17 protein-coding genes are annotated in these 17863 nt (G+C 39.2%); all 17 read left to right on the top strand.

What is annotated here, in order from left to right:
• Positions 1-267 (top strand): HU family DNA-binding protein, encoded by a 267-nt coding sequence (locus G581_RS0108635; protein WP_028845476.1) that lies wholly within the window; start codon positions 1-3, stop codon positions 265-267.
• A 302-nt stretch (positions 268-569) separates the two neighbouring features.
• Positions 570-1334, top strand: a complete 765-nt coding sequence (locus tag G581_RS0108630; RefSeq protein WP_028845475.1) for a phosphoadenosine phosphosulfate reductase family protein — start codon at positions 570-572, stop codon at positions 1332-1334.
• A gap of 15 nt (positions 1335-1349) precedes the next feature.
• Entirely contained in the window at positions 1350-1811 is a 462-nt protein-coding gene (locus tag G581_RS0108625) for a hypothetical protein (protein WP_028845474.1), read from the top strand.
• A 200-nt stretch (positions 1812-2011) separates the two neighbouring features.
• The gene (locus tag G581_RS0108620) at positions 2012-2890 is read left to right on the top strand and encodes a ParM/StbA family protein (RefSeq protein WP_028845473.1); all 879 of its coding nucleotides are present in this window, start codon (positions 2012-2014) and stop codon (positions 2888-2890) included.
• Positions 2868-3137: a hypothetical protein gene (locus tag G581_RS0108615; protein ID WP_028845472.1), complete on the top strand. Its 270-nt coding sequence runs from the start codon at positions 2868-2870 to the stop codon at positions 3135-3137. The genes G581_RS0108620 and G581_RS0108615 overlap by 23 nt, the downstream gene beginning before the upstream one ends.
• A gap of 103 nt (positions 3138-3240) precedes the next feature.
• A complete protein-coding gene (locus G581_RS11770) occupies positions 3241-4110 on the top strand; it encodes an HD-GYP domain-containing protein (protein WP_028845471.1) in 870 nt (289 codons plus the stop codon).
• 68 nt (positions 4111-4178) lie between these two features.
• Complete coding sequence (locus G581_RS0108605; RefSeq protein WP_028845470.1) at positions 4179-4934, top strand: DsbC family protein; 756 nt, start codon at positions 4179-4181, stop codon at positions 4932-4934.
• 12 nt (positions 4935-4946) lie between these two features.
• The gene (locus tag G581_RS11210; RefSeq protein ID WP_051179125.1) at positions 4947-5240 is read left to right on the top strand and encodes a hypothetical protein; all 294 of its coding nucleotides are present in this window, start codon (positions 4947-4949) and stop codon (positions 5238-5240) included.
• Complete coding sequence (locus G581_RS11765) at positions 5237-5788, top strand: S26 family signal peptidase (protein ID WP_051179123.1); 552 nt, start codon at positions 5237-5239, stop codon at positions 5786-5788. Before G581_RS11210 ends, G581_RS11765 begins: the two co-directional genes overlap by 4 nt.
• The gene (locus G581_RS11200) at positions 5782-6729 is read left to right on the top strand and encodes a conjugal transfer protein TraF (RefSeq protein WP_051179121.1); all 948 of its coding nucleotides are present in this window, start codon (positions 5782-5784) and stop codon (positions 6727-6729) included. The genes G581_RS11765 and G581_RS11200 overlap by 7 nt, the downstream gene beginning before the upstream one ends.
• 10 nt (positions 6730-6739) lie before the next feature.
• Complete coding sequence (locus tag G581_RS11195; protein WP_051179119.1) at positions 6740-9259, top strand: TraC family protein; 2520 nt, start codon at positions 6740-6742, stop codon at positions 9257-9259.
• Complete coding sequence (locus G581_RS0108580) at positions 9225-11240, top strand: hypothetical protein (protein ID WP_028845469.1); 2016 nt, start codon at positions 9225-9227, stop codon at positions 11238-11240. Before G581_RS11195 ends, G581_RS0108580 begins: the two co-directional genes overlap by 35 nt.
• 23 nt (positions 11241-11263) lie before the next feature.
• On the top strand, positions 11264-13753 hold the full coding sequence (gene traN / locus G581_RS12270; RefSeq protein WP_028845468.1) for a conjugal transfer protein TraN: 2490 nt from the start codon (positions 11264-11266) through the stop codon (positions 13751-13753).
• Entirely contained in the window at positions 13750-14364 is a 615-nt protein-coding gene (locus G581_RS0108570) for a hypothetical protein (RefSeq protein WP_028845467.1), read from the top strand. Before traN ends, G581_RS0108570 begins: the two co-directional genes overlap by 4 nt.
• The gene (locus G581_RS0108565; RefSeq protein WP_028845466.1) at positions 14361-15371 is read left to right on the top strand and encodes a TraU family protein; all 1011 of its coding nucleotides are present in this window, start codon (positions 14361-14363) and stop codon (positions 15369-15371) included. The genes G581_RS0108570 and G581_RS0108565 overlap by 4 nt, the downstream gene beginning before the upstream one ends.
• Entirely contained in the window at positions 15347-16342 is a 996-nt protein-coding gene (locus tag G581_RS11755) for a type-F conjugative transfer system pilin assembly protein TrbC (RefSeq protein WP_051179118.1), read from the top strand. The genes G581_RS0108565 and G581_RS11755 overlap by 25 nt, the downstream gene beginning before the upstream one ends.
• Before the next feature lie 87 nt (positions 16343-16429).
• The gene (locus G581_RS0108555; RefSeq protein ID WP_028845465.1) at positions 16430-17857 is read left to right on the top strand and encodes a conjugal transfer protein TraH; all 1428 of its coding nucleotides are present in this window, start codon (positions 16430-16432) and stop codon (positions 17855-17857) included.
• Positions 17858-17863 lie beyond the last annotated feature (6 nt).

The raw sequence follows: 17863 nt of genomic DNA, 5'->3' as shown, positions 1-17863 counted from the left end.
TTGACCAAGACAGAATTTATACTAGAGGTTTCAAAGAAAAGCGGCATCAGCCGGAAAGATGCGGAGAGAGCTGTTAATTCAGCGATAGCCATAGTTTCTGATCTTGCCAGAAATGGAGAGGAATTGAGAATTCCGCGATTTGGCACTTTCAGGGTAGTCATGAGAAATGCAAGGGTTGCCAGGAATCCAAAAACAGGGCAGCCTGTTAAAGTTCCGCCAAAGAAGGCGCTCAAGTTCGTGCCGTCTTTAGAGCTGAGATCTCTTTAACTTTCAGACTGCAACGTGTGTAAAAGCTAACGCCAGTGAAAAAATATGCAGCATATCAGGCGTTAGCTTTTTATATGAAAACAATTACCCCCCCATTATTCTCTCCACTCCCTGAAAAATTTGGTTACCACACACCTGCTAGTGTAAGAGGTGAAATTAGAAAACCTCGCTTGTTGCAGCTTCCGCACGGACGCGGGAAGCCCAGCACCCTGCAGCGGTGAGGTTCTTAGGGCCAACGCCGGAAGCTTGCCCCTCCCTGGCGTTGGCTTTTTTTATGGTTACCAGACGCCTGTTATATATAGATGCTTTTTCTAAGAGAAAAAATAAATGAAGCAATTTCTTTCATCAGGGAGCATGAGCCTGAAGAGGGTTATTCTGTTAAATTCTCAGGCGGTAAGGACAGCATAGTAACGCTTGATCTGGTAAAACAGGCAGGAGTTAAGTACGTGGCTTACTACAACTACACCTCAATAGATCCTCCAGAGGTAACCAGATTTATTCTTAAACACTATCCTCATGTTAAGTGGCTCAGGCCCGGCAGAAACTTTTTTAAATGGGTAGAACGCATAGGTCCGCCTACAAAAGTGCGGAGGTGGTGTTGTTCAAAGCTCAAGCACCGAATTCATACAAAACTGTCAAAGTGCGTGATTCTTGGGGTGAGAGCTGAGGAATCTTACAGGAGAGCCAGAAGAAGCATGGTAAACAAAAATGCCGAATCCTGCACCACAGACTACTATCCCATTTTCAACTTCAACGAGGCAGAAGTGTGGGAGTACATAGAGCATAGAGGGCTTGAGTATCCATCGCTTTATGATGAGGGATTCAGCAGGATTGGATGTGTTATATGTCCATTTGTGTGCAGACCGGGCATGATTGAGACTCACAAAAACAGGTGGCCTGAAATGTACCGTTTATTTGAGAGATCGGTGCAGAAGTATTATCTGTCAAAGCAGGACTGGTACCGTGAAAACGGAGTTTACTCAGCAGAGCAGCTGCTTGCCTCATGGTACAGCAGCGAGTTATCAACAAAGGTTGAAGAAGAGGAAGGCAGTTTAAGTCTGTTTTAAAAAGGAGAACACTTTATGCAACAGGCTCAGTTTCATAATCTTACAGTTGAAGAGATTTTAAAGAGGTTTAAGAAGTTTCGCCTCAAGGATATAAAGTTTTTCATAAGCAGGAAAATTATAGAACTGCCCCTTACAGTAGATGATGCGGCAAAGCTGGATGCAGTGCACAAACTCTGGCGAAATGATACAGCGATAAAGCTTCAGCTGTCAGGCAAGTCAAAACGTGACTTATCAAAAATAGTTGACAGAGCACAAGCAGGGATAGAAAGCAAGTTAGACTCATGGCTATATACTCACATAAAACAGCAGAGACTTGCAGGCAAGCCTGTGAGAACGAAGGCTTTAATCAGACAGGTAACCGGCATTTTCAAGTTAAAAAGAGATAAAAGAACCATGAAACAGGTGGAGAGAAGCATTAAAAATATCAAGCGAAAAGTGACCTCAGAGCTGAAAGCAAATCGTGACAAATCGAAGTAAAGATAATAAAGAATCGAATAAATCGAAGTAATGATAATAAACTATATTTCCCCCTTACAAAAAACACCAACTGCATCTATGTCACCAGAGTGCGGTTGGTTACCAAAGTGCAGTAGGTAACCTAAGTCACTAAGGTAACCAGGATATCATGGTTACCATGCACCTGCTAGTGTAAGAAAACTTAAGCAAGGAGGATTAATATGCGTGTTTTGGGTTTTGATGTAGGGTTTGGACATACTAAGATTTTTTCTGATGGCATCAAAGAGAAGTTTCCAACGCAGATAGCCTACGCTCCTCAGGATCAGAGTGTGGAACTTGAAAAGGTTAATGTGGCAGGAACTGAATACGTTATTGGAAGAGATGCGAAATATTCTCAATTCAGAATTGAGATTCCGTCTGCAGTGGAGCTTATAAGATATGCTCCTATTATTCTACGCTACGTATATGTAAAGTGCGGAGAGTTTGAAAAAGTGGTTACAGGGCTTCCGCCTAACTGTCGCGGCTATGTTCAGTCACTGATTGAAAGCATTAAAAGCGTTACAAATGCTGATATTATGGTACTTCCTCAGGGAGTGGGAATACTTTATGATGTAGCTGAGAAAGTTGCAGATGAAGCAGTGATAATTGACATTGGATACAATACAGTTGACTGCATAGTGGCTGAGAAAGTCAATGACACATGGAAGAAAAAGATTGCCAGGACACTTGAGAACTTTGGAACCATGAAAGCGGTTGAACTCATGCGGGATGTCCTGCCAGGAAGTTTTTCCATGCTCAAAAACTGGTCAGCATCAAGACTTCTTGAAACATTTGAAAAAGGGTTCTTACACATTGACGGAGAGAGGGTTGATGTTACGCCTTACAAGAAAGAAGCCACAGTCAGGTACTCTGAAGTGCTCTTAAGCAAGATAAGGCAGGAATTGAAGGATTCTTACAGAGACATTGCCAGTGTGGTAGTGGCCGGGGGAGGAGCATACTGTATTGACAGAAAACAGTTTGGATCGAATGTTTTAATTCCAGAAGAGCCTGAATTTTCGCAGGCAAGAGGCTACTATCGTGCAGGAACGAACGATAATTAACCTTAAAAACAAAAAGACACGATTGAAGTACAGGCAGATAAGAGGCCTTGGATGTTCGGTAATAGAGACCCTGCTTGAGATACTGTTTGAGAGAACCAGTCCGCTTGAACTCTGGGAGATGCATGACAGAGGAGTACTTGAAGAGTTTATAAGAGAGAAAATGTCAGGAAATATTGAACCTGTTAAACAGGAGAAGACAAAGCCTGAGAAAAAATTGAATGTGGACGGAGAAAGCTTCTGGGGATAAAAAGTAGAAATTTAATAGAGACCCTGCAAACCCATTCATCACTGCAGGCAATGCTCCAGCTTCTTGCAGAATCTGGTTACCAGAGGTTTTCTAATTATATATTATGAAAATTTACTGGATATGTTTACAAAATACGTTTAAAAACAGAGAGTCCTCTGTTTCACAAGGCATAGAGCCTATTTTTGCTTATCCAGATGAAGGGCAGCCTTGCTCTACCGTTGTTGAAGCAAAAAGTTTAACCGCTGAAGTTTTATCTATTGCCCAACGCATAAGAGGAATAATTTTTATTGAAGGATGTGAGGTTTCTTCGCTGCCGCTTTCATGGGTAAAGGAGCTTGCCAGGCTGGGGTTATGTTTTTTCTGGGATATAAATGATTTAATCCTGTATTTTAAATTTCTCGACAGATTAAACCGTGGATGCCCCATTGACAGATTAACTTTTGAGATTGACAGAGGTGGGCATTCTCTCAGGACTTCAGAGCTGGCTGTAAGAATAGCAAAAGAGATTGGCTTTGATGAAGATGCAGTAAAGCTTCTTAAAGTTTCAGCCGTTTATCATGATATTGGGAAAATCTGCATCCCTCAAAGCCTGCTTCATTCCACCAAATGGTTTAATGATATTGAAAGAGAATTTGTTAAAGCACATGCCATCTGGGGAGCTTATCTTATTTCAAAGCTAAATCTCCTCGATGAGGTTAAATATCTTGCAGGCAGCCTTTCGTATTCTCATCATGAAAGGCTTGATGGTTCAGGATATCCAGAAGGTAAAAAAGCAGATGAGATAAATCTCTCTACAAGGATAATTATGGTGGCAGATGTATATGAGGCATTAAGAAGCAGTCGCTCCTACAGATCTCAATGCGACAGAGACCTTGCTGTAAGCTACTTAAAAGCCAAACAAAATCTGTTTGACAAAAAAATTGTGCAGGTTCTTGATTCCCTCATAGAGAGCAAGGCTCTAGAGTGGTTGTAGTTTCTGGTTACCATGCAGAGGGTAATATTTAAGAAGAAAAAATTCACACGTATAAAGGAGAAAAAAGCATGAAAAAACAAACTGTATTTTTATTAATCAGCATGGTTGTTTTACTGGCAGTTTCATTTGTTTATGCAGGGGAGAAACCAAAACCAAAGGCAAAAACAGATGAAATGGCAAGCGTAAAAAACTGGATTGCACAGACATTTCCAAACATGAAGACCGAAGAAGTATCAAAATCACCAATTCCTGGAGTTTATGAGATTGTAGGAGAAAACGGTCAGATAATGTATGTACATCCAGGAGCAAAGCCCAAAGAAGGGTATCTCATATTTGGAGAAATATGGACAACACAGGGGGTATCTCTTACAGGAAAGAAAAGAGAAGAACTTATGCTGGCAAAATTAAAAGATATCCCTGTTAAAAATGCTGTAAAATTCGGTACAGGTAAAAAAGTAGTTTATGCATTCACTGATCCAGACTGCCCGTATTGTAGACAGGCACACCAGCAGCTTAAAGAATTCAGTGATAAAGTAACAGTTTACAACATTTTTATTCCTTTTCATCAGGGGGCAGACAAAAAATCCATGTATGTAATTTGTAGCCTCGATCCCACAAAAGCTTTAAATGAATTAATGAGTGGTGCTCTAGACAGACAAGAAATAAACCTTTCTGATGAATGCATTAAAAAAGCTAAACCTATTATTGATGAAAACATGGAGTATGCAAGAAAAATAGGACTTAGAGGTACTCCTCTTTTTTATGTAGATGGGAAAGCATATTTTGGAGCCCAACAGATAAAACAAATAGTTGAAGGGCAGTAAGGGAAAAATTAGATGAAGAGGCTACTTTTAAACATAATAATTTCTCTGGTTGTATCCTCTGCAGTTGTGTTTGCCTATGACCGCTTTTTTGCACAAAAGGTAGTGGTTTTTGACATAAAGGGATACATAGAACAGTTAAGAGACCTCTATCTTGCCAAAAAAATAGATGATGCTGAGCTAAAAAGAAGGATAGATAGGATTGAAGTAATGGTAAACAACACCCCAAAAAGAAAAGTAATCATCATGGGGGATGTGGTTATAGGAAGAGATAGAGTTGAAAAACTTGAAATAGGAGCAGGACAGTGAAGAGATACCTATTAAAACAACTGGCTTTAATAAGAAGAGGCATAAGTAAAGTAACCTCAAGTAAAAAAAGGCTTGCTTATTTTATCATTACATTTGGAATTTTAGCATTTATAGGAAGCATAATTCCTTCTTTTATAGTTATAAGCTATGGGGGAAGCATAAACCATCATGTATTGTGGAAAGTAAGCAGAGATCCTCTTTTAAATGACTACATAAGCATTGCAACCTCACCTTCAGATCCATTTGCAAAGGGAGCTACGATAACAAAGCAGGTTGTCTGCACTCCTGGAATGAAGCTTACGGTTACAAAAAACAAAGAATACTACTGTGATGGGCAATTTATAGGAAAAGCAAAAGATAAGTCAAAAACAGGAAAAGAAGTGGAAAACTATACTCCCTGTATTAACAGAAACCAGGAAGCGTGTGAAATTATAATCCCTGATGGCTGTTACTTTGCGGTTGGACACAGTCCTGACAGTTATGACTCCAGATACATTGGTTTAATTAAAAAAGAAGATATAGTGGCGGTGTCAGTTCCCGTATGGTAAGAATTCTGTTAACGATAATTACAGTTTTAATGCTCTATGTCCCTGTTCTTGCTCAGGACAATAACGCTAAAGAAGCACAGAAAAACAGTAATGACAGTGAGACAGATGCAAAGCAGAGCACATTTTATGATAAATCCCAAAAGCCAGGCTGGTGGTGGTATAAAGATTTTAAAAAAGAAAAACCCGAACAACAGCCCAAACAAGAGTCTAATCAGACAACTAAAGAACAACAGCCAGAGCAAAAGAGACAACAGCCAGAGTATAAACCTCTTAAAGAATACACATACGAGGAGCTTCTCTACATGCATCCTGATGAGTTTGCAAAACTCTATGACTACTATCTTAAAAAAGCTGTTCAGAAGCCCACTGAGGAGTCTGTGTATGAATTCTACAACATACAGGATGTAGCCCGAAAGAAGGCTTTATTATTTGCCAATATATCAGGTTTTGTGTGGCAGAAATATCCCGAGCTTACAACAGAAAGGGATGTTCCAATAGTTGGTCCTGGAATTACCCAGAAAGCAGAGATGATAAAGGAAGAAGTAAGACAGTATGCACAGACAAATGCTCAGGATTTTGGATATGTAGTTTTTGTACAGGAAGGGTGTAAATACTGTGATGCACAGCTACAAATTCTCAAAAAAGCAGTGCTGGATGGAATCGCAGTAAAGGTTGTTGATATAGCAAGACAGCCTCAGGTTGCAGCCCAGTTTGGGATTGAAACCACTCCAACGATAATTTTAGTTGAAAGAAGCTCTGGAAAGCATCTTCCAATTGCATCTGGGGTTACTGCATTAGATGACATATATAAAAGAACACAAAGAGCAATAAGGCTTCTTAGAGGAGAATCCCCTGAAACATATGGAGCCTATGATTTTCAAAAAGGGACAAGTCTTGATCCAACTGTCCCATCTCCTCTGTGGAAGAAGAAAGAAAAATAAGGAGGTATAGATGTTAGAGATTTTTGGACTTGTAAAAACAGAAGAAGAGAAAAGCTCCCTGCCTGTAGAAAAACTTCGTTCAAACATAAGAAGGGATAAATTCAGTGATTTTCTTGCTCCCCTTGCATACGATGAAGCAGCAGGGGGTTTTTACAATAAAGATGACACTATAGGAGTTATGTTTGAGTGTACTCCTGTGCTTGTTTTTGGAGCTCACGATTTAAAGGTGCTTGAAGGACTGTTCAGAATAGGGTATCCAGAAGGAAGTGTTATACAGTTTATTCTTTATGCTGATCCTGACATTAAGGCATTTCTTGATTTTTATGAAAGTGAAAAGCAGTATGCACCTGATTTTGTAAAAAAGGGTTATCACGAGTTAAGAAAGTTTTACGAGCAAAAAGTACTTGAAGGTTTACGAAACTTTAGAAGTTTTATAACAATCAAGATGCCTGCTAAAGATACTTCATCTGAGCTTATAAGAGAAATTGTCACAAACGTAAGAGAAGTTCTTCAGGCAGTAATGTTAAATCCTGTTTTATGCGGACCCTCTGAGCTTCTTCAGCTTTTAAGAAGAATACTTAATGCAAGAGTAGCACAGAATGACACAGAATGGACAAAAACCACTCTTTTGTCAAAGCAGGTTATATATGCTGATACAACAATAAAAACAGATCCATCAAGCGGGTTTATCGAAATTAAATCAGGATATGAACAGCAGGAAAATACCACCTACTTTAGATGCATAACCCCAAAAACACTTCCGCAGGATATAAATGCTTTCTGGACAAACCTTATTACTGGAAGCTACGAAGGAGTGGCAGGAGATGTATCACAGATAAACACGCCTTTTATACTGACACTGAACATTTTTGTTGAGAATTTAAGAAGCAAGCTGCACACCAAAGCTAATCTGGTTATACAGCAACAGGCATTTGGCTCCTTTATTCCTGCACTTAAGAGAAAGCAGGAGGAGTTTATATGGTCAGTTGACAAGGTTGAAAAGGGGGATAAGTTTTTCAGAATTATTCCTATAATGTGGCTGTTCTCTCATGATAAAGAAGCAACAAGAACAGCAGTTTATAGGGCTATAAAGCTGTGGGAGTCAACAGGAGCGGTTATGCAGGAAGACAAGTATTTACTTATGCCCCTTTTGTGTTACAGTCTTCCTTTTTCGGCATATTGTGAAAAAATGTCCTTAAACATACTTGACAGGGATTTTGTGGTTCCACTTGACAGCTTGCCAGCACTGCTTCCAGTTCAGACAGACTTTGGTGGAGCAGGAAAGCCTGCACTTCTTTTTACTGGAAGAAAAGGGCAGATAGTGGGGGTTGATATACTTAGCCAAGCTTCATCCAGCTACAACTGGTATATTGCAGCTCCAACAGGGAAGGGAAAATCCTTTCTGGTTAACTACATAGTTGCAAACTACTATGGAGCGGGCACCAAAATAAGAATAGTTGACATAGGAGGAAGTTACAAGAAACTTGCACGGATATTTGAAGGGAAGTTTTTGGAGTTTTCTCCTAATTCAAACATAAGCCTGAATCCGTTTTCAAACATAAAAGAGCCAGAGTATGACATCCCTGTTATAACAGAGATTATAAGGCAGATGGTTGTATCATCTACAGGACAGATGCCCGAGGTAATTTATCAAGAGTCAGCGGCAAACCTCATAAGAAGTGCTGTTGAATGGGTTGTAAAAAATTATGGAGAAGAAGGAAGTGTTGATTTAGTTTTTGAGTGGCTAAAAGCATTCCCCAAATACTACGATGATGAATCATTCTTTTGCAGTGATGAAAAATGTCAGCAGGATTTCAAACTTATAGCAAGCCATCTTGCGTTTAACCTTGCAAAATTTACATCTGATGGAAGTTATGGCAAGTGGTTTTCAGGGAAAAGCACAATCGATATAGCAAACGATAACTTTGTAGTGCTTGAGCTTGAGCATTTAAAATCCCTGCCTGATTTATTCAGTGTAGTGGTGCTTCAGATTTTAAACCTTGTAACAATGGATCTGTATCACTCAACAAGAGAAGTACCCCGAATGGTTATAGTTGATGAAGCATGGCAGTTTTTGCAGGACACAGCCCAGCTTCAGGTTGTTATTGAAACAGGCTATAGACGTGCAAGAAAGTATAAGGGGTCTTTTGGAATAATCACACAGTCAATTCTTGACCTAAAGCAGTTTGGGCGTGTTGGAAATGTCATAAACGTAAACTCTGCTTACAAGTTCTTTCTTGAATCTTCTGATTTTGAAAAAGCAAAAGATGAAAAAGTAATTAATTATGATGATTTTGCAATGAACATATTAAGGACAATTAAGTACAATGCTCCAAAATACTCAGAGATATTTATACACTCTGATGCTTATGGTATTGGAGTTGCACGCTTAATGGTTGATCCTTATTCTTACTACCTTTATACTTCAAACCCAACTGAAATTGCTGAGATAGAAGCAATGGTTTCAAATGGTATGAACTATGAGGAGGCAATAGATGAGATGGTTAAAAGGCGTAATAGCAAGAAGTAGTTTAACAGTTATGTTTTTTACCGTGATATTTTCAATCTGTTTTGCGGATGATTCAAAAGACCCCGATCAGGCTGCAAGTGATATGGGTAAGCTTATGCAAAATATTTATGGAACAAGAGACAATTTAAATCAGAATGTTATTTTACCGATGTTAAATGAAAATAAACCGATGTCCACTCTGGATAAATCCATTAGTTTTAAAGCTCAACTTTTATGCCCTTCAAGTGAGGCATTTACAATTGTTAGCATTAATTACAGCTCTAATGGAATATCCACAATAACGGTTCAGCAGGACTTAGATTTAGATGGCACAGTAGATACAAATACTCAGATAAGCGGGACAATTACTTCTGTATGCTCCAATGGATTTATAGCCTGTCTTAGCCAGGAGCAGTGTTATCCGTATAAATGGACTTCAGAAACCTCTGGAAAAATTTTATATACCACAACAGGGTTCAATGAACTTTCAGGCTGCTACTGTATTTCAAGCACATGTAATGGAGCTGTGACTTTGGATAACTTTACATATATTCTTAAATCACTTGGAGGAGGAGTGATTGGAGCTGTAATGCAGTCAAGCAAAAATGCATTCATTATTTCAGATTCAAAAATTCAGGGGAATTCCATAGTGTACTACGGACAGAAAACAGAAGGCTGTTCGAAGGTGCAGTCTGCTTATGGAAAATCAAGTCCACAATTACAAAATTATTTTGATTCTCCTCAGAATCTGCAAGGAGGCATTCAGAGTGAAGTTGCAGCTCAAAGCGGGGATTCTGCTTCTTACTATAATCTCATGGTTACCGCACAGCAGAATGTTCAGGAAAGTACCCAAGAAAAAACCTGTGTGATACAGAATGTTGTAAACCCTGTGGGGATAGGAGTGTATGATGTTGTGGCTCCTGTTGGAGGATATGCAGGTCAGATAAGGTCCTGCGGGGATAAGTGCATTCAGATAGTACTTGGCATAGAGGGAGATAACTACTGGTGTGCCGGTTGCAGTATTTATGAAACCTATTATGATATTCAGGTTAAACGTCCTGACTTAATTTCAAAGGCTACTTTAAATAGAGTTAAGTGGGATGACTGGATTCAGATTTTTGTAAATAACAGTTTAATCTGGTATGGACCTTACGCATGGACTGACCCTAATGGTTATCCGCCAGGGAGTTGTGAATTAGACACCAGCTGGGATCAGGGGCCACAAATGGATGTCACTCAGTTTTTTAGATCCTCCGGAATTTTAAGGACAAAAAACAGGGTGGCTGTGTCAGGCTGCGGGGAGGGTTTTAGCATAGTAACTTTAGATATTCAAACTATTTGTGAACTAAACAAATCTGTAAATAACACATGTTCTTCTTTAGAAAATGATCCCAATTGTACTTTAAGAGATGAATATATAGATGATGTACCAGTAATGAAAAATTTTATAAGAACAGGATTTAAAGCATATCCTTCTTGTAAAAATTTTTCATGTCCTAACACAGGAGACAGCATTATGGGCTGCGAGGACTGGTGGGAAACAAAAAGGGTTTATGTTTGCAAGAACAATCAGATAGATTTATCGGATGCAAAGAAAAGACTTGCAACAGTTGTTCCATCAGTTAATGATACAGGTTCAAACGTTTACTATCAGGACTGGAGAAAGACTTCTCAGGGAGAGATAACCGACACGGGGTTTTTTACAATAACAAATAGACCGATTGGACAGGATTGTGAACCTGTCTGCAAAGTAAAAAAACTGTCTACAGGACCAGAAATAGGCATATCAGGGCCAACATCAACATACAATAAAGAGCAGAGATATACATATCTTTACAGAGCATGCATAGAAAACACATGTCCTACAAAGGAAGGAGAAGAAATGGTTGAAGGTTGTAAATGTTCCAATGATTTTAATCTTTCAACGTCCACTATGGCGGTATTAAGGCAGGCAAGTCAGGATATGAAGTGCACTAACAACAATTATGTAACCCTGCCTTAGAAAGGGGGTAATACATAAATCGAATGTTTAACAAGATACACATAAAAACAACTGGTTTACTGGTTTTATTTATCTATGCAGTGATTAATATAGCTTCTCCTTTTATTGAGGTCAGGAAAGCTTATGCAGATGCTCCTGTATGTGTTTATCCTCCTGGAGCATATGATCCTTCTTCAGGATACTGTGTTACAAATCCATTAGATGAGAAACATTCCTGTCCACAGTATTATACTTTCAACTATGAAACAAATAAATGTGTTTTAATGCCTGTGTGTTCAGGAATGTATATTTACAACAAAAATACAAAACAGTGTGACCCCATAGAGGCGACTGCAGGTGATGGGGAGAGTAGCTGGACAATGCCTGCAAATGCCTGTGCTGTTGATTCTAATGGTGATGGAGAAGTGCAACAAAATGAAATATTTGCATGCACCCAGACTCCTCAAGGATACATCTGTCCACAAGGACAAACAGAATGTATAGAGCAGTTTTCTCAACCTAACTGCCCGGCAGGATATACATATAACGGGCAGACCCAGAAGTGTGAAGCTGATACTACGATTGGAGCATGCTCATCTCAAAATGTTCCTTATACAAATTATCAATGCCCTCGAACTGGACAGATATACGCTGATGCTACAACCTGTAACAATAACTGTTTTCAAACTGCTTCTTGTAATGCTGACACAACCATGTATTCCTCATGTAGTTCTGATTTTTGGACATGGGGGGAGGGAGGTTATACTGGTTGTATAGATATACAAGCAGGGCAGATTCGAATAAGAACAAGCTATGAAACAAGAACATGGGTACCACTGAATGGTTCAGGTTTAAGTGCAGCATGGGGAAGAAGTGGGGGTCATCCAAGAGATGAAATTGGAATTCAAGTCCAGAATGGTTATATAGCAGCATGGACTCATTACTACAATAAGTCTGGTGGCGTTTATAATTATTATTATACAGGAGATTTTATACCTCTTCAAAGTGGAAATTTATACCAATCGAACGTCCAAACAAGTTATTCTATTTTTTTAATTCAAACTCAAAATAACAATATAAGAATAGGTGCATGTGATTATTGGGACAGTGAGGACTGTGGTTTTGGTGCATGGATACCTGTAGTATCTATTTCATATTATTGTCCTCTCCCAGGTGGTTCAAGTTGTTCAGGTAATCCACCTACTTGTTCAGTGGGGCAGTCCTGTACAACTCATACAAGCTATGCAAATAAATATCAATGTAGCCTTAATGGAACATTTTATGATACACAAGCTCAGTGTACTACATCATGTTATTCAGGCTGTCCTGCTGGAGGAAGTTTTAATTCCCAAACGGGAAAATGTGAAGCTCCTGCAACCTGCCCTTCAGGGACACTGCAAGCAAATGGATGTTTTACGGGATATGGCTGTCCTTTGGGGAATTATCAGTGTATGAATGTAAATAGTAAGTGGATGTGTTCTCCAAATCAATGTTTTACGGAAAGTCAAATTGAAAACGATGACCCTGATATGATTGCATCCACATATGACAGTGCTGCTTCTAATGAGGATATGTGTACAGGGGAGTGGTCAATATTCAGTGGCTCTAAAATGAGATGCCAGAAATCAGGGATAAAAACAGGCTTTCACAACTGCTGTGATGAATCTCAGGGAAAAATATATGACAGTGTGGGATCAACAGGGATATCAGCAATAACTGACGCAGTAGGAGCCATATATGCTGCAACAGAAGCGGTTAAAATAGGCTCATATGCTCTTGATATTGCTGCAGGAAACTACTTATTGGAAGGAGGCAATCTTGCTATCGGGAATGGACTTTCTAGAGTAGTATTTTCTGAGGGTAGTAAAGAATTTGCCGCTCTTTCAAAAGCAGCAGAACTTAAGCAAGCAGGAGCAAGTGCAGACGAAGTAGTTGGGACAGCAATGGGTACATATATTGAGAAAATGGGACCTCAAATAGCAGCAGCGATAGCTCAGTTAGCTATTTCTCAGGTGATAAGCGATCCAGTAATTGCTTCTGCAGTTAATCTTGCATTTTCTGCTTCATTATGGATTGCAGGATCGGCGGGAGGTCCTGTTGGGTTTGCACTATCTGCTGCAACTCTGGCTGCAAACCTTTTTATGGCAAGCTGTGACAAGCAGGACGTAATTACCTCAACAATGGCGGATTCAGGAATGTGTCATTATGTGGGGACTTATTGTACAAAGAAAATAAAATTTGTAGGATGTGTCCAGAAAGTAAAATCATACTGTTGTTTTAATAGCAAACTTGCAAGGATAGTGCATGAGCAGGGAAGACCTCAGCTAGCTTCTTTTGGACCCGATGGAGGGTGGGGCAGTGAAAAACATCCTAACTGCAGAGGCTTTAAACCAGAAGAATTTCAGGCGTTAAATTTTGACAATATAGATTTAAGTGAATATACACAGGATATTGAAAGAAACATGAGAAAAAATATAGAGAGCAGTTTACAGAACACTGCAACACAGAGTTTACAAAATAGGGGAGTTAAATGAAAAAATTAGTTTTACTATTAACTGCTGTTTTATGTTTTGTTTCTTTAACTTTACATGCAAAAACAATAGGCAAAACAGGTAACACTTATCCAATAGTTGAACCTGATGCTTATGAAGAGATAAAGAATAAGATGAAGCAGACAAACTGGCAAAAACTGTGGGATAAAATGAGACAGTCTGCAAAAACAAAAACAAAGGTTAACTTCTCTATAGCTCAGGCAAGGCAGGATAAAACTTTCCATGTAGATCCCACTTATACACTTCCCTTTGATATAACGGATGATAAAGGGAAAGTTATATATCCAGAAGGATACAGATTTAACCCGCTTGATTACATGCAGTTTCCCTATACTTTACTTTTTTTTAATGCAAATTCAGTGGAGCAGGTTACATGGATCATGAAAAATAAAATCCATGAAAGACAGGATATAATGTTCATTGCTGTATCAGGGGATGTAGCAGCAGCCCAAGCACAGCTAAAAAGGATTGTATATGGGTGCAATCAAAGACTCCTTGATAAGTTTCAAATAAAAGCAGTTCCATCATTTGTATATTCTCAAAACAGATATTTTGTTGTAAGGGAGGTTCCACCTAAAGGAGGCATTAAGTGAAAAAAATAACTTCCACAGCTTTAATAACTTTTGTAATAACCGCTTTATCAGTTGTTTTTTTATACTGTCAGGATGTAGCGGGAGATGATTGCAAAGCCAGCTTTATAAATCCTTTCACAGATGTAAGGTGGGATGCGGTATTTCCAATAGAGCTTGCAGGAGTTAAAATTAAAGGTCCAGCAGATCTTGACAACCCCGATACAATAAACAGTATTGTATGTGCCTGTAAAAAAGGAGCAAAACTCACATTAGGGCTTACAGTTTCTTACTGGGAGCCTTCAAGAATTATAGAGACAACCAAGACCCCATGGTGTCTTCCCACACTTGGGGGCTTAAAGCTGAGTGGTTCTGATAAAAATCTTCAGCAGGGTTCTCACAAGGATGACACACAACATGTACAGGCAAATGCACACTGGTATATTTTTGCTGTATGGCAGATACTGGATCTATTTATGGATGTTCCGTGTGTACCGATAGAAGGGTTTGACCTTGCGTATCTTACCGAGATTGACCCAACGTGGAATAATGATCTTTTATCATTCATACTTAATCCAGAGGCACTGCTTTTTGGAAATCCAGCAGCTCAAATGGCATGCATGGCTGATTCTGTTTCTTCTTCAATGGGCTGGCCTCTTGATCCGCTTTTTTGGTGCATGGGTTCGTGGGGAAACAGCTATCCATTATCAGGAGACATTGCACAGGGAGACTATATATCAGCCAATGCAGGGCTTGCTGGAAGAATGGTATATAAAATGCACAGAGAGCTTCTTGCGTGGGATCCAGGAGTTGACAAATGCGGGGCCGTGCTTACCCCAATATGGATAAAATCTCACTATAAGGTTCACCAGATAAAGCCTGTACGAGGGGCTCCCATGCCAATTGGAAGAGCAGGGCTTTTATGGGAGACAAACAAAAACCCGCCATATGGAGCGGGGAGTAATTCTCCAGATAATTTTAGCTGGATGTTTATAAGGAGGGTTAAGTGCTGTATAGGAAGATCATTTTAGTCAAAAAAATAATTTTACTGCTTGCTATAGCAGTTTTAAGCATTGATGCGTATGGACAGGGCAGTGTTAAGGCTTTAATTCCAATGCCGTCAGCCTGCTATAACGTTGATAAAATTGTTAATAGTAAGATTTACTTAAAGAAAATTGCTGATATCTGTACACAGCAGATTGTTATGAAAGAAGTTGTGCTTGATCAACCATACCAGTCAGTGGAGATTTACACAGATGGGAAGTTATGGAAAACACATATTCTTTATAAAGAAAGTCTTGAACAACAGATAGATAAAATGCAGGATAAAATAAAAAATATCAAACTTCCTGATAATGTGAACATTACGCCACAAATTCAGGAAAAAGCTAAGAATGCTTTTAAATACACAGAAAGCAAAGAATTCCAATCTCAGGTTAAAGAGTTTCAGAACGATATTACAGCTAAAATGCAGATTCCCTCTGCTAATGATCCTTCCAGTATGTTTTACAGCCAGATGAAACCTGCTGTTAAAAGCATGGTTCCAGCTCAGGATAGAGTTTATATATTTATTTCCTCATCCATGCCGATAGAGACAGTAAAAGCTTATGCAAGGGATCTGGCAAAGCTAGGGGAGGATAATGTTTTTCTGATTATGCGTGGAGGGAAAGGAGGGCTTAAGAAAATAGCACCCACAGCAGAATGGATCTCTACAGCTTTAAAGATAGACCCTCTCTGTAGTGGCTCCTGTGAGCTTTACAGGACAAAAGTCCTGATTGATCCTCTGCTTTTTAGGAAATACGAAGTAAAAGCAGTTCCAGCAGTGGTTTATGTGAAAAATGTGGTAAATACCGAAGGCTTATCGGAAGGATTAGGCACAGTAAAAAACTCAGGCTTTTACCTGTCTTACGGCGATATATCGCTGTCTTATCATTTAAAGCTTATTGCAGAATATAGCAAAGATGAACAGATAAAACTGATAGCGGAGCATCTTGAAAAATAACCTGCCATTTTCAGATTCCTTATCATCTATGGTTACCAGCAAGGGTAGTAATATTAAAACATAAATTATTCTTATGGAGGAAGCATTATGATAAAAAAGATTACGGCATTACTAACTGCTATATTATTCAGCTTTATCTCCGTTTGGGAGGTTAAAGCAGGATGGCTTGATGACTGGTATGATCAGCAGACATCTTCTGCTCCTGGATATTTTGAAGGACAGAAGCGTGGATACTTTACTGCGGGTTCATTTAGTGCAAGAGTTCCATCCACTACCGACTATCTGGTAAGCATAAATAAACCAAGAATAAAAGGAGGCTGTGGTGGCATTGATGCTTTTTTAGGCGGCTTTGGATTTACAAATTTTGATTACCTTGTGGATAAGTTTCAGAGACTCATACAGGCTGCCCCTATAGTTGCATTTCAGATTGCACTTAATACATTAAGCTCTGCTTTAAACACCAATTTAAACCAGGTGGAAAAAATAATAAATGATTTAAACAACATTCAGTTAAATGAATGTGCACTGTCAAAACCATTTGCAGCTATTGATTTAAATAAGAATCAGGCGGGAGCTGCATTTGAACAGGCTGCTACTACGGCTTTACAGAGCACTGGGCTTACAAGTCTGTTTCATGATATCGGGCTATATTCAAACACAGATGACAGGTCAGAGACTTCTTCGGGGGTTGTTACAAAGGAAGAGACCATTGAGGGGTGTCCATCAGAACTAAAGGTGATGGTTGGCTATAAAAGCTTTCTTGATTATGTTGCAGCCCAGGATAGCACAATAGCAGATGTTATCCCTTACATAAGGGCAATGGCTGGAGATATTGTTATAGCTGGAGCACAGACAGATGCTTCAGCATTCCAGTTTTATCCAGTAGATGGATGTTCAGAGATGAAAACAGAGCTGTTTAAAGATAACAAGCTTTACAGAAAAGACAGTCCCAATGCACAGTGTACCCTTGATCAAACCAACATGAGAGGGAAAGTCTATGACACTTTACTTAAGGGACTGCAGGCAATACGAAATAAACAGAAGCTTCAGGGGCAGGATGGCGTTAGTTATGAAAATCTTGTTAAGCTTTCTCCGTTGTCTCTTCATCTATATTTACGATATGCAATGATGTCAGGGGATGACTCTGTTGTTCCTGCAATAAGTGATCCTGTTGCAAAAGGGGTATTTTATCAAGCATTACTTACAGTTCAGTCAAGAGCTTTAAAAGCGGCTGCTTTTGCAGATACTTTAGGTACTCCAAGAGGGACTGGTTCTTCAAAGAGCCAGCCATGCAGTATTCTTGATTCTGCAACTTTAAAAAGTGCAGCAACAGATTATTTATCAAGGCTACATGGTGCAATAAGCAAGGCAAGAGAAGTTTATACTGCGTCCTTAGGGGAGATTCAGTCAGTTGCCAACATGTCACAGCTTTACTCTCAGTTTGAGTCTACTGCTTATTCAGAGGTTACAACTAAATTTGGAACCTCTGTTGGTAAAAGGCTGTTTGCAAGGTAGGGGTTT

The organism is Thermodesulfovibrio thiophilus DSM 17215, assembly GCF_000423865.1.
GTDB classification, from domain to species: Bacteria; Nitrospirota; Thermodesulfovibrionia; order Thermodesulfovibrionales; family Thermodesulfovibrionaceae; genus Thermodesulfovibrio; species Thermodesulfovibrio thiophilus.
The sequence above is the reverse complement of the archived record's forward strand: the minus strand, read 5'-3'. Positions and strand labels throughout refer to the sequence as shown.

What these genes read in the sequence shown, in the direction of transcription:
- G581_RS0108620 (WP_028845473.1), top strand. Translation starts at nt 2,012, where the DNA reads ATGCGTGTTTTGGGTTTTGATGTAGGGTTTGGACATACTAAGATTTTT.
- G581_RS11210 (WP_051179125.1), top strand. Translation starts at nt 4,947, where the DNA reads ATGAAGAGGCTACTTTTAAACATAATAATTTCTCTGGTTGTATCCTCT.
- G581_RS0108630 (WP_028845475.1), top strand. Translation starts at nt 570, where the DNA reads ATGCTTTTTCTAAGAGAAAAAATAAATGAAGCAATTTCTTTCATCAGG.
- G581_RS11195 (WP_051179119.1), top strand. Translation starts at nt 6,740, where the DNA reads ATGTTAGAGATTTTTGGACTTGTAAAAACAGAAGAAGAGAAAAGCTCC.
- G581_RS0108555 (WP_028845465.1), top strand. Translation starts at nt 16,430, where the DNA reads ATGATAAAAAAGATTACGGCATTACTAACTGCTATATTATTCAGCTTT.
- traN (WP_028845468.1), top strand. Translation starts at nt 11,264, where the DNA reads ATGTTTAACAAGATACACATAAAAACAACTGGTTTACTGGTTTTATTT.
- G581_RS0108580 (WP_028845469.1), top strand. Translation starts at nt 9,225, where the DNA reads ATGAGATGGTTAAAAGGCGTAATAGCAAGAAGTAGTTTAACAGTTATG.
- G581_RS0108605 (WP_028845470.1), top strand. Translation starts at nt 4,179, where the DNA reads ATGAAAAAACAAACTGTATTTTTATTAATCAGCATGGTTGTTTTACTG.
- G581_RS0108570 (WP_028845467.1), top strand. Translation starts at nt 13,750, where the DNA reads ATGAAAAAATTAGTTTTACTATTAACTGCTGTTTTATGTTTTGTTTCT.
- G581_RS11200 (WP_051179121.1), top strand. Translation starts at nt 5,782, where the DNA reads ATGGTAAGAATTCTGTTAACGATAATTACAGTTTTAATGCTCTATGTC.
- G581_RS11770 (WP_028845471.1), top strand. Translation starts at nt 3,241, where the DNA reads ATGAAAATTTACTGGATATGTTTACAAAATACGTTTAAAAACAGAGAG.
- G581_RS0108625 (WP_028845474.1), top strand. Translation starts at nt 1,350, where the DNA reads ATGCAACAGGCTCAGTTTCATAATCTTACAGTTGAAGAGATTTTAAAG.